Below are 12,021 nucleotides of genomic sequence, written 5' to 3'. Positions count from 1 at the left end.
TTTCTCGCCCCCCAATTCTAGGACATCTCCCTTTCTTTTAAGCTATACTCAACTTGTCAGGAGGTTACCAAGATGAATATGATGGAAGCTTTTAACCGGACGCTAGATTATTTGGAGTCTACCCTGGACGGGGAGCTGGATGAGTTGCGGGTGGCGCGATTGTCAGGTTATCCTTATGCCATGTTCAGCCGGCTCTTCTCCATGCTGACAGGGACGTCACTGTCAGAGTATTTGCGGGAACGTCGCTTAACAGAGGCAGCGCTGGCCCTGCGCCAATCTGAGGCCCGAATCATCGACATTGCCATCCAATATGGCTATGAATCAGCCGATGCCTTCGGGGCAGCTTTCAAGAAATTCCATGGGGCAACTCCGACACAAATTAGACAGGGTGCGCCCTTGCGCCTAGTCGGGCGACTACAGCTACGGCTGACCCTGCAAGGAGGAGATAGTATGAAAATCAATATCCAACAGAAGCCTGCCTTGACTGTGGCGGGGCTCAATGCCAACCATATCCCCAACAGCCAGTGCCCTCAGGTCTGGCAAGACCTCTACAGCAAATTCTCCCATGAGGACTTAGCCAGCCTAGGTAGGGGCCAAAGCTTAGGTGTCTGCCACGACATTGACACGCCAGAGCGTCTCAACTATATGGCCGGTTATGAGGTGACTGACCGGGCTAAGGCTGAGGCTATGGGGCTCGATATCTTGGAGGTGGCAGCCGCTGAATATGCGGTGGTTGAGTTGAATGGGCCAGTGCCAGACTGTATCCATGCGGGTTGGCGCTACCTCATGGAAGTCTTCTTCCCTGAGCAAGGTTTCCAACATTCGGGCGCACCTGACTTCGAGGTTTATGGTGAAGGCAATATGGGGGCGCAAGACTATCGTATGGAACTCTGGGTGCCGATTGTCAAAGTCGATTAAGCCAGGACAGATTGTAACAGACGGGTGGACTGTTAGCAGGCGCCCGTTTTTTTACGACTTATTTTGTGAGCGCCTGTGCATTTTGGACAGGAGCCGGCAAGTGGACTATAATAGGAAGCATCATTAAAATAGAGAGGTGATTCCCTATGGATAGACTGAAGAATATGTTTCAATCCCTCAATCGTGATTGGTTAATCCGCCATTATTTATTTGGTTTTGCTTTTTACGCCTTCTTCGTCTTTACATCCGTCAGCCAAGTTGGGAGATTCGATGCTAAACTGCTGATTTTACTGCCTTGTGCCTTGCTTTATCCCTTTGCCATGTTTGTCTATGAGAGTCTAGTTGACTTCATTGTAGGCGACAATGTCTTCTTCATCAGTGGCCTCTTAATGCTGGCCTGGAAGGTTGTCCGCTTTTTCATTATCTGGCTCTTGGCCGTACCAATTGGCTTGATTGGTTTTATCTATCTTTATTTTGTTTACGGACGTCAATCCTAAACTGCAAAAAAATTGAATTGGAAGAGGGAAGCAAGTGCGCTCCCTCTTTCTTTTTTTAACAATCGTGGTATACTATTCATGTTGACATTTCAAGATAGAAGGGAGCATTATAATGTCTAACTTATTACGCAAAATCGGCGCCGGGCTCGCGGCCTTAGGTTTAGCTTTCACAAGCTTATCTGCGACACCTGTGCATGCCCAAAATGAATTCGAAGGCAAGACCGTCAAAATAGGGGTTGTCGGTTCAACCATGAAGGATATCATGACCTATGTAGCGGAGAAAGCTGCCAAGGAAGGGATTACCTTAGAGGTCACTGAATTGAACGACTACAATACGCCTAACACGGCTTTATTGGATGGCGATATTGATATGAACGCCTTCCAACACCAAGTATTCTTGGATGACTGGAACAAGGCTCACAATGCCGAACTCCAAAACATTGGCTACACTTTCGCGGTGCCATTACGTCTCTACTCTAGCAAGTACAAGTCCTTGGACGAACTGCCAGAAAAAGCCAAGATTGCCATCTCATCTGACCCAGTGGGTTCAGCTTATGCTATCAAAGTCTTAGCGACTGACGCTAAACTCTTCACCCTGAAGGATCCAGACATGGAAAGTCCTACCAAGGATGACATTGCTGACAATCCTAAGGGCATTGAATTAGTGGAATTAGATGCAGCGCAAATTCCAACTTCTATGCCAGATGTGGATGCAGGCATTATCCAAGATTCCTTCCTCAAGGCAACAGAATTTAAGCCAACCGATGCCATCTACATATACGGCGATAAGGCCGACACCTTGAACCTCAAGCGGACCAACATTTTCGCGGTGCGTAAGGAAGACAAGGATAACAAGCTCTACCAACGCATCGTACAACTCTTCCAAGAAGAAGACGTGGCTAAGAAAATTACGGAAATCTCTGAGGGGGGCTTAATTCCTGCTTGGGACTTAGTCAAGGAATACCTAGAGAAGCATCCAGATGCAGAATTGCCAGGTATGCAAGCCGCTTCCAGCTCTGCTTCTTCAAGCGAGGAAAGTAGCGCACCAGAAGCAGCACCAGCTGATGCCGCATCTGAAGGGGCGCCTGCTGCTAATCCAATGCCACAAACTGAACAGACCATGCCACAATAAGCATGACTCATTGAAGTCACTACCAGACTAGGTAGTGGCTTTTTTCATTGACTTAGCACCTATGCCAACAAAAGTCCTCAGCCAATCATTTGCTATGTATATTTGGGGCGACTTATGGTAAACTATAAGTGATACACAATGAATCAATAGAGACTGAAATTAGGGAGTTTTATATAATGAAGAAATTAGTCATCCGCGGAGGTAAGCCCCTCACAGGTGAAATTACCATTAATGGGGCCAAAAATTCCACAGTTGCCTTAATTCCAGCCGCCATTCTAGCGGATTCGGAAGTCGTCTTAGAAGGTGTACCTGATATTGCAGACGTCTATTCCTTAATCGAGATTTTAGAAGATTTCAATGTTAAGGCTACTTTCAAGGATAATGTCTTAACCATCGATCCAACTGATATTAAATCTATCCCCATGCCAAGCGGGAAAATTCAGAGCCTACGTGCCTCTTATTACTTTATGGGGGCGACCTTGTCGCGCTTTGGTGAAGGGGTCATTGGCTTGCCAGGGGGCTGCTTCTTAGGCCCTCGTCCAATCGACCAACACCTCAAGGCCTTCCGTTCCTTAGGGGCTAAGGTAGAGGACGACTTTGGCGTTGTGACTCTGACGACCGACCAAGAAGGCCTTGTTGGGGCGCGTATCTACATGGACGTGGTTAGTGTTGGGGCAACCATCAACTGTATCTTGGCAGCCGTGAAGGCCAAGGGCAAGACCATTATTGAGAATGCCGCTCGTGAACCGGAAATTATTGATGTCGTTAACCTCCTTAACAAGATGGGGGCTAAGATTCGCGGTGCCGGGACTAGCGTCATCCGGGTAGAAGGCGTGGAGCACCTGCATGGCTGCACCCACACCATTATTCCGGACCGGATTGAAGCCGGGACCTATATTACGGCTGCTGTGGCAGCTGGCCAAGGGGTCCGCGTCAATAACGTCATTTTCGAACACATCGAAGGTTTCATTGCTAAGATTGAAGAAATGGGCGCTCAATTGGAGATTGGCGAAGATTCCATCTACGTACATCCAAGTCCTAATCTCCGCATGGTCAGTGTCAAGACCCAGCCTTATCCAGGCTTTGCCACTGACTTGCAACAACCGCTGACGCCACTCTTGGCTATTGCGGCAGGTAACGGGACCATCATCGACACCATCTACCCAGCCCGTGTCAAACATATTCCAGAACTCAACCGTATGGGGGCCGATATCAAGGTCGAAGGGGCCATGATTCGGGTCAATGGGCCAGCTCAGCTGAGCGGGGCACAAGTCAAGGCCAGCGACCTGCGGGCAGGTGCCTGCCTAGTCATTGCCGGCTTGTTGGCGGACGGCGTCACCGAGATTACTGGCGTCGACCATATCTTACGTGGCTACTCTAATATCGTAGGCAAGCTGCGCGATTTGGGTGCCGATATTGAAATGATTGAAGTAAGCGAGATGCAAGAGGCCTAAGGGCCTTTTGCTGTTTAGAGGAGGCTATTCGCCATGAAAATACATAAAACCAATGCCATGCGGCTACTCGACCAACACAAGGTGACCTATCAAGTACGGGATTACAGTTCGACCGGCGCCTTATCGGGCTTGGAAGTAGCAGAGGCCTTGGGCCAGAAGCCTGACCAGGTTTTCAAAACCCTGGTGACGGTGGGGAAATCAGGTGGCCATTATGTCTTTGTCATTCCGGTGGTAGCCAGCCTGGATTTGAAGAAGGCCGCGCGTGCCGTAGGTGAGAAGCATATCGCCATGATTAAAGAACGCGACCTCTTGCCCCTAACGGGTTATGTTCATGGCGGTTGTTCTCCGCTAGGCATGAAGAAGACCTTCCCGACTCATGTTCATGCTAGCGCCTGGGACCATCCCTCGATTATGGTTTCGGCCGGCAAGATTGGCCTGCAGTTAGAGCTAGACGTTCGGGATCTGGCTTCAGTCCTAGCTCTGAGCGCGGATGATTTAATTGAATAAGTGATAGCAAACAGCCAGTCCTCAGGGGCTGGCTGCTTTTGATTTTCAAAAAAACCTTGCTTTAGCATAGACGCAAGGGGCGTCTTGCGTTATAATAGAATTAAGAAAACGTATACATAGCAGGAGGGGTCAACATGTCAGACTTAAACAAGCAACAACACGTGGTGACCGTCATTCAAGCTAATGGGCAAAGCGAATTTGAAAGTATTCCTATTGAAACCATTGAAGGGGATAGTCAATTGTGGCAAATGCTCGGTTTGAGTGCGGCCCAACTTACTTATTTCCTAGAAGATGAAATTCTAGAAAATCCCTTTATTGAACTAGACTATCCTAAGACCAAGCCCCAGCAAGCATCGGTTACCCTACAAGAACACAGTGCCATTATTGGGGTGGATCCGCAGATGCCGGAAGCGCCGCGTAATCTGCCTATGTTTCTCTTCGAGCAGATTATGATGTACCGTCATACCATTATTCGGGACGCCATGGTTCGCCTGATTGATTTATTAAATCCTCAAGGCTATCTGCCATATAGCTACCAGGAAGTGGCCAAACAATTAGGCATCGAACCCATCATTGCCTTAGATGCCATTACCCTCTTCCAACAATTGGAACCTGCCGGGATTGGGGCCTATGACATGCGCGAATGCTTAATGCTGCAGACCGAGCAAGATGCGCATGCACCTAATGTGGCCTACTACCTCTTAGAAGAATATTTCGACCAACTCAAGGCAGAAGATTATCAAGCCATCGTAGCCGCGACTGGCTTAGCACTAGCAGATGTCCTGGCCTGTGTCAGCTACTATCAAACCTTGCGGACCAGTCCAGCCGACCTCTTCCAAGTGGAAGAAGAGGACCATCTATTAGATGATGTGACGGTTCTCCAAGACCAGGAAGGCATGAAGGTGCGTTATAACGCCCACTACTATCCAAAATTAATCTTCAATGAGCCTTACTATCAAGAGATGTTAGCGACTCAAGAGCCTGAAGTGGTGGCCTTTTCCAAGCCGCAGAAACTCATGTATGATCGTCTAGCTCGCAACTTGCGAGTGCGGGAGCAATTAATTCTGAAAGTCGCGCAAGCCATTGCGGCGGTTCAACATGATTACTTCAGCCAAATTTCGGATGCCAAGGTGCCCCTCTTGCTCAAGCAAGTAGCAGAGATTACGGGCTTGCCTGAACCAGTTGTCAACCTCTTGGTGTCTAATAAGAACATAGGCTTCGGCCAATATGTCCTACCTATGACGGACTTTATCACGGTGGCAACGCGGGAAGGCCGCGATGGTTTCTCTGCTGAGAAGATTAAGCAAGTCATCCATGAGATTCTACATGATGCGCCAGCTGACTTAAGCGATGAGGAGCTAGTGGAACGCCTAGAAGAACGTAAGATTATGATTAGTCCTTTCATGGTGCGTAACTACCGCCAAGCACTGGGCCATTAGAAGAAAACACCCGCTCTAGCCTTGACGCTAGAGCGGGTGTTTTATGTTAAATTGAAAAGCAAGATTTTTGGGCGAGTTGTGGTTAACCACAACTCGCCTAAAAATCCTGATGCAACAAGAAAGTGATAGCTTGTGCCACAACCAACGTCTAAATAGGATGTACGCTTAAATTTATGCTTGAAAACGCGATTTTGAAAACATCGCATTTTTAGACAAAATTATCCCCCGGCTTCCATCAAGGAGTCCGGGGGATTTTTACTAAGCTACTATTTAACTTCTGCACGGTTGAAGAGTTTGACTGCAATCCAGAAGAAGAGTAGGAAGTAGGCCGAGGCCACGATTGGCGTCAAATCGAAGTTTAGGTTGCCCCAGGTCAGAGGCTGGCCTACTTTTAGGAAGGTGAAGAAGAAGGCAAAAGCCTCATTCGCACTCATGAATTTCTGAACCACATGCCCCATGCTATCGCGATTAGTGGTTAAGAAGGTATAGGCTCCGCTTAAGATTGGGTTAATGAAAGTGAGCAGGAGATAAGTAAAAATCAGTGGGCCCTGGCCAGCGAAGAGGAAGGCAGGGATGCTTAAGAGGGCGATGTATCCTAGGAAGAGAGGGATGCTAGGAATCAAATAGTTGGTGAAAAATTCGAGGATTTCATTGCTTTTGAAAGTAGCTCCCGACATGCTGCTCCCGATTACGAGAGCAACTAGGCCCAAGCATAAAGCCAGTAGGAGGTAGAAGAGTCCTACCAGAATCTTGCTGAGGACAACAGTGCGACGGCGGTGGCCATAACTGATGGTGTTAATCAAGGTCCGGTTCTTGGTCTCGTTATTAAAGGTCAGGATTTGAGCCACGAAACAAAGAAGTAGGGGTATTTCCTTAAGGCCAAGGATATAGAAGCTCAAAACTTGGCTACCCACAAGCCCCTTTTGGAGTTCAGTGATTTTATTAGTCATTAGTCCGGCGAAAAGCATGGTAGTAGCCAGATAGGCAATACCGAGTGTCGCCAAAAAGCTGAGCAGTAGCATAGTAAAAGGCGCCACCCGATGACGGATTTGATAGAATTCTGCGCGTAATAGCTGGAACATCTTAGTTGCCTCCTTCTGTAAGATTCAAGAAGACGGATTCGAGGTCATTCTTGTGGCTACCCAGGAAGAGAAGTTCGAAGCCTTCATTTACTAGGCGTTTGGCAATTTCAGGTAGGGGCACTTCTAAGTCATAGATGGCAATTAGCTCTTTACCATCTGCCGCCACCTTATCTTGGCCCAGCCATTGGCTTAGGAAGTCAAGGGCCTTGTCATTGTCGGTAGTTTGGACCTGATAATAGGTGCTAGCTTGATGGGCGAGTTCTTGAGAGCTAATGTCGGCCACCTTGCGGCCCTTGTTAACGAAGACAAAGCGACTTGCCAAGTGCTCCAATTCCGACAGGATATGGGAAGAAATCAAGATGGTCATGTTCTTTTCCCGGTTGAGTTTCAAGAGTAGCTCCCGCACATGGATAATCCCGGCAGGGTCCAAACCGTTAATAGGCTCGTCTAGAATCAAGAGGTCGGGATCATGTAAGAGGGTTAAGGCAATGGCCAAACGTTGCTTCATCCCCAGGGAGAAGTTCTTGACTTTCTTATTGCCGGTCTTGTCTAAGCCAACCAAGGCCAACACTTCGTTGATACGGGTGTTGCGGTCTTTGACCTTGCGTTGCAGGGCATAATGAATCATATTCTCCTTAGCGCTCATGTTATCGACGAAGGCAGGGGCCTCAATCAAGGCGCCGACGAAGTGGCGGTTGGTCAAGAGGGCCTCGTAGTCTACCGAGCCAAAGAGCTGAATGTTCTTCTCAGATGCAGGGGTTAGGCCCACGATGCTACGTAGCAGGGTGGATTTACCAGCCCCGTTAGGTCCAATAATACCGACGATTTCGCCGCGCGAGACGGAGAGGTCGAAGGAATCTAGAGCCCGTTGCTTCTTATAAATCTTAGTTAGCTGGCTTACTTCCAAGACAGACTCTAAGACGGATTCGGTCATGTAAATCTTCCTTTCTTAAAGGGAATCGCTATCTATAGTATAGCAAGGATGCCTCTTGATTCCAAGCCAGACGGGTAGCGGACGGGTGTTGCCGAGCCAAAAAGATAAAGATTACGGTTGACATCCAGGCAGAAAGGCGTATAATAAACTGTGGAAAAAGTAACCATTACATATTTTCATAGGAGGAAGATTTAATGAAACGTAAATTATCTGCACTTTTAGCAAGCCTAGTATTAGTACTTGGCTTATTGGCACCATTGGCAAGCCCTGTCTCAGCGGCTGGCAAGAAGAAGGTTATGACCACCTTCTATCCAGTTTACTATTTAGCTCAACGCATTGCCGGGGATAAGGCAGAGGTTTCCATGCTCTTAGAAGGCAACCAAGATGCCCATGACTACGAAATGAGTGCCCGCGACGCAGCCAAGGTTCAAACAAGCGACCTCTTCATCTACCAAGATGATGAGATGGAGCATTTTGTTGAAGACTTAACCAAACTCTTGGATACTGACAAGACTAAAGTTCAAAAGACTACCGAAGGCATTGAACTCCTCAAGGGCGATGCCGACCACGAAGATCATGAAGACCACGACCACGATCACGAAGCGGAATCTGGGGAAGAGCATCATGAAGAGGGCGAAGAAGGCCATCACCATGAATTTGACCCACACACATGGATGGACCCAATGACTTACGCTAAGCAAGCTGAAAATGTCAAGAAGGCTTTGGTGGCCTTGGACCCTGAAAATGCGTCCACCTATGAAGCCAACGCTGCTAGCTTAACAGAAGACCTTAAGAAATTAGACCAAGAATTTAAGGATGCAACCGCTAAGTTAAGCGACAAGAACTTTGTGGTGCAACATGCTGCCTTTGGCTACCTAGCCCACGCTTATGGCTTAGAACAACATGCTATTACGGGTATCTCTTCTACGGCAGAACCAAGTGCGGCTGCCCTAGCTAAGATGCAAGAATTTGTTAAGGAACACAAGACCAAGGTCATCTTCGTTGACCCATCCTTGGATGATGCCATTGCCAAGACCGTAGCATCTGCAACAGGTGCTGAGCTCCGTCCATTGCGTACCTTGGAGACTGTCAGCGCAGAAGAAATTGCGGCTGGTGCTGACTACTTTAGCCTCATGCGTGAAAACCTAGCTAACTTAACCAAGTAAGCTAGTTAAGATTAAGACACCTCAAGCAAGCGGTGGCACTGGCCACTGCTTGCATTTTTTGTCCTGAGTGGTCTATAATAGGAGAAGCCAAGTGTAGCAATTACTATCCAATTAATTGCAACGCGATCTTTTGCGTCCCACTTAGCAGGAGGGACATTTATAGCCAGCAAATTATCTGCCAAGGAGGCAAGTCATGACCCTAGTCAGTGTCAAAAACCTCTCCTTCTACTATGATCGGGAGAAGGTTCTTAATGAAGTAAACTTTGAAGTCAACCCCGGCGAGTTCGTCATTCTGACCGGGGAAAATGGGGCGGCCAAGTCCACCCTCTTGAAGAATATCTTAGGCCTACTTAAGCCAGCATCAGGAACGGTCACGATTGCCAAGACTAATGCCCTAGGCAAGCCCTTGTCTATTGGCTATGTGCCACAGAACGTCAACTCTTTTAATGCTGGCTTCCCTAGCCGGGTTCAGGAGTTTGTCGAGTCCGGTCGTTATCCAAAAGGGCGTTGGTTCAAGCGCCTAGATGCCCATGACAAGGAACATGTGGATCGGGCCCTATCGGCTGTCGGCATGAGCCATTTGCGCCATAAGAAAATCGGAGAATTGTCAGGCGGTCAGAAGCAACGTATCTGCCTAGCGCGGGTCTTCGCCACTGATCCGGACTTCTTCGTCTTAGATGAGCCAACCACCGGTATGGATATTGAGTCCCGGCGGGCCTTCTACCGACTCTTGCGTCATGCCTGTAAACATCACGGCAAGTCCATCCTCATGGTGACTCATGCCGACCAAGAAATTGAAGGTTTCTATACCCGAGAAATTCGACTAGTGAGAGAGGAGGGAACCCCATGGAGATGTTTCAGCTTGACTTCATCCAACGCGCACTCCTAGCCGGTTTGGCTATTTCCTGCATCACGCCCATTATCGGCCTCCTGCTGATTCTGAAGCGCCAATCCATGATGGCCGATACCTTGTCCCATATTTCCTTAGCGGGGGTAGCCTTGGGGATGATTCTACGAGTCAGCCCGACCGTAACCACCCTGCTAGTCGTCATTGTGGCCTCCGTCTTGTTAGAATACTTGCGGCTTATCTACCGGGACTTCTCCGAAGTGTCGGTCGCCATTATGATGGCGGGTGGTATGTCGGTGGCCTTGGTGCTTATGAATCTAAACCGTAATGCCTCTAACTTTAAGATTGAACAGTTCCTTTTCGGTTCCATTATTTTGATTTCGCCTCAAGAAGTAATTCTCTTGGCGGTCCTAGCGGGCATTGTCCTAGCCCTCTATCTGCTCTTCCGTCGCCCCCTCTATGTGATGAGTTTTGATGAAGCGACGGCACATACGGCGGGCCTACCTGTCAAGTTCATGTCCATTCTGCTGTCCGTGGTGACAGGGGTCGCCATTAGTGTTATGATGCCGATTGTGGGGGCCTTACTGGTATCTGCCCTCATTGTAATTCCGGCCGCCACTGCCATTAAGCTATCTTCAAGCTTCAGACAGACCATTTTGATTGGTTTTGTCATTAATGTGGTAGGAATTATCGCTGGTTTGATGGCCTCTTACCATCTGAATACACCGCCAGGGGCTTCCATTACCCTAGGCTTTGTTATCTTATTTGTCGTGATTTCTCTGGTCCAAGGCCTGCTTAGCTGGTGGCGGAGTAGAGCTTAATCTAGGCAGGAAAAGCGGCTGAGTCCTTGACTCGGCTGCTTTTTATTTGTACAAAAGATAAAACAATTATGTAATAATTAATGATATACAAGCGCCTTACATATTGCGGGCAAAAAGCAAGTGGAATTGCCTGTCTCTTACCGTCTTTCACATAAAGATACTAATAGTTAGGCCATGACCATGTCTAGACCTTTCGGTGGTAAAAAAATCAGAAAGACGAATATTGTGAAAAACAACTATGGAAAACGTTCTAGTTTCTGATATAATAAAGTTAAACCAAAAAGGAGTTGTGAATCATGGGTGTAGAAGCCAAGAAATTTAAACGCAATCATCGAATTGTATTCATCTGCCAGTATTTAATGGAACATCCCAATCAGCTAGTCACCTTGTCCTTCTTTGCAGATTACTTTGATTCTGCCAAGTCCTCAATCAGTGAAGACATCAATTTTGTTCGCGATGTCTTTCAAGAGAATGACCTGGGGGACATTCGCACTGTGGCTGGGGTATCTGGTGGTATTATCTTCTACCCGACGATTCAAGACCGTGATTTGAAGGACCTCTTCCAACGCGTGGCTAAGAAAATGCAGTCAGGCAAACGGGTCTTGCCAGGTAACTATATTTATATGGGCGATGTCTTGCAAGACTCAGACATCCTAAACCGTCTAGGTAAGCTCATTGCTTCGCGCTATCAACAGAGTGGCGTGGATGCTGTGATGACTATCGAGACCAAGGGAATTGGCTTGGCCGTCGCTGTTGCCCGCTATCTCAATGTCCCTCACGTAGTAGTGCGCCGTGACTCACGTGACGCTGAAGGATCAACCATTTCCATTAGCTACCTATCCGGCTCCCTACAAACGGTCAACAAGATGGAATTATCCAAACTAGCCCTAGCGCCTAAGAGCAAGGTCTTAGTGGTGGATGACTTCCTCCGTAATGGTGGGACAATCTTTGGCCTCCTGTCCATGTTGGAAGAATTTGAGTGCCAGCTAGCCGGTGTCTGTGTCTTTGCTGAAAATACGGACCAAGAGAAGCAAAAATTACCACCTCACGAGTCCTTGATGAAAATTCAAATGGTCTATAACCCAGAAATCGAGCATTTTGAGCTCTATACGGAACCTGGTAGCTTCTTCCAAGACCAGGCCTTTGAGCCTTTCACTACTTCCCTCCACTAGAAAATGACAAATTGATAAAAAATGATAATTCGATTGGATATCTGCGCCTGAA

The 12,021-nt window shown here is 47.8% G+C and carries 12 protein-coding genes; 10 read left to right on the top strand and 2 right to left on the bottom strand.

Annotated features, from left to right (window positions below; translation table 11 throughout):
• The first annotated feature begins 72 nt into the window (after positions 1-72).
• The 6 genes from GCWU000182_RS03295 to GCWU000182_RS03270 all read left to right on the top strand — a co-directional run bounded on the left by GCWU000182_RS03295 (position 73) and on the right by GCWU000182_RS03270 (position 5,947).
• Positions 73-918 (top strand): AraC family transcriptional regulator, encoded by an 846-nt coding sequence (locus tag GCWU000182_RS03295; protein WP_023391332.1) that lies wholly within the window; start codon positions 73-75, stop codon positions 916-918.
• A 146-nt stretch (positions 919-1,064) separates the two neighbouring features.
• Positions 1,065-1,415 carry a hypothetical protein gene (locus tag GCWU000182_RS03290; RefSeq protein ID WP_023391331.1) on the top strand — a complete coding sequence of 117 codons (351 nt, stop codon included), beginning with the start codon at positions 1,065-1,067 and terminating at the stop codon, positions 1,413-1,415.
• A gap of 112 nt (positions 1,416-1,527) precedes the next feature.
• Positions 1,528-2,547 (top strand): MetQ/NlpA family ABC transporter substrate-binding protein, encoded by a 1,020-nt coding sequence (locus GCWU000182_RS03285; protein ID WP_023391330.1) that lies wholly within the window; start codon positions 1,528-1,530, stop codon positions 2,545-2,547.
• 176 nt (positions 2,548-2,723) lie between these two features.
• Entirely contained in the window at positions 2,724-4,001 is a 1,278-nt protein-coding gene (locus GCWU000182_RS03280) for a UDP-N-acetylglucosamine 1-carboxyvinyltransferase (protein ID WP_035363988.1), read from the top strand.
• A 33-nt stretch (positions 4,002-4,034) separates the two neighbouring features.
• Entirely contained in the window at positions 4,035-4,508 is a 474-nt protein-coding gene (gene ybaK / locus GCWU000182_RS03275; RefSeq protein ID WP_023391328.1) for a Cys-tRNA(Pro) deacylase, read from the top strand.
• Between the two features lie 134 nt (positions 4,509-4,642).
• Positions 4,643-5,947 carry an RNA polymerase factor sigma-54 gene (locus tag GCWU000182_RS03270; protein ID WP_023391327.1) on the top strand — a complete coding sequence of 435 codons (1,305 nt, stop codon included), beginning with the start codon at positions 4,643-4,645 and terminating at the stop codon, positions 5,945-5,947.
• 266 nt (positions 5,948-6,213) lie between these two features.
• Here GCWU000182_RS03270 and GCWU000182_RS03265 read toward each other — a convergent pair whose 3' ends face one another.
• Both GCWU000182_RS03265 and GCWU000182_RS03260 read right to left on the bottom strand, forming a co-directional pair.
• Positions 6,214-7,029 (bottom strand): ABC transporter permease, encoded by an 816-nt coding sequence (locus GCWU000182_RS03265; protein ID WP_023391326.1) that lies wholly within the window; start codon positions 7,027-7,029, stop codon positions 6,214-6,216.
• A 1-nt stretch (position 7,030) separates the two neighbouring features.
• Positions 7,031-7,963, bottom strand: coding sequence for an ABC transporter ATP-binding protein (locus GCWU000182_RS03260; RefSeq protein ID WP_023391325.1), 933 nt, complete (start codon positions 7,961-7,963; stop codon positions 7,031-7,033).
• A gap of 194 nt (positions 7,964-8,157) precedes the next feature.
• Here GCWU000182_RS03260 and GCWU000182_RS03255 point away from each other — a divergent pair, with 194 nt between their 5' ends.
• From GCWU000182_RS03255 to purR, 4 genes are all read left to right on the top strand, one after another.
• Positions 8,158-9,129, top strand: a complete 972-nt coding sequence (locus tag GCWU000182_RS03255) for a metal ABC transporter solute-binding protein, Zn/Mn family (RefSeq protein ID WP_023391324.1) — start codon at positions 8,158-8,160, stop codon at positions 9,127-9,129.
• 193 nt (positions 9,130-9,322) lie between these two features.
• Complete coding sequence (locus tag GCWU000182_RS03250) at positions 9,323-10,018, top strand: metal ABC transporter ATP-binding protein (protein WP_023391323.1); 696 nt, start codon at positions 9,323-9,325, stop codon at positions 10,016-10,018.
• Positions 9,976-10,797 (top strand): metal ABC transporter permease, encoded by an 822-nt coding sequence (locus GCWU000182_RS03245; protein WP_023391322.1) that lies wholly within the window; start codon positions 9,976-9,978, stop codon positions 10,795-10,797. The genes GCWU000182_RS03250 and GCWU000182_RS03245 overlap by 43 nt, the downstream gene beginning before the upstream one ends.
• Before the next feature lie 296 nt (positions 10,798-11,093).
• On the top strand, positions 11,094-11,969 hold the full coding sequence (gene purR / locus GCWU000182_RS03240; protein ID WP_023391321.1) for a pur operon repressor: 876 nt from the start codon (positions 11,094-11,096) through the stop codon (positions 11,967-11,969).
• Positions 11,970-12,021: the final 52 nt, after the last annotated feature.

This window comes from Abiotrophia defectiva ATCC 49176 (assembly GCF_000160075.2).
Classification (GTDB): domain Bacteria; phylum Bacillota; class Bacilli; order Lactobacillales; family Aerococcaceae; genus Abiotrophia; species Abiotrophia defectiva.
Note: the sequence above shows the minus strand (reverse complement) of the source record. Positions and strands in the feature narration are given on the sequence as shown.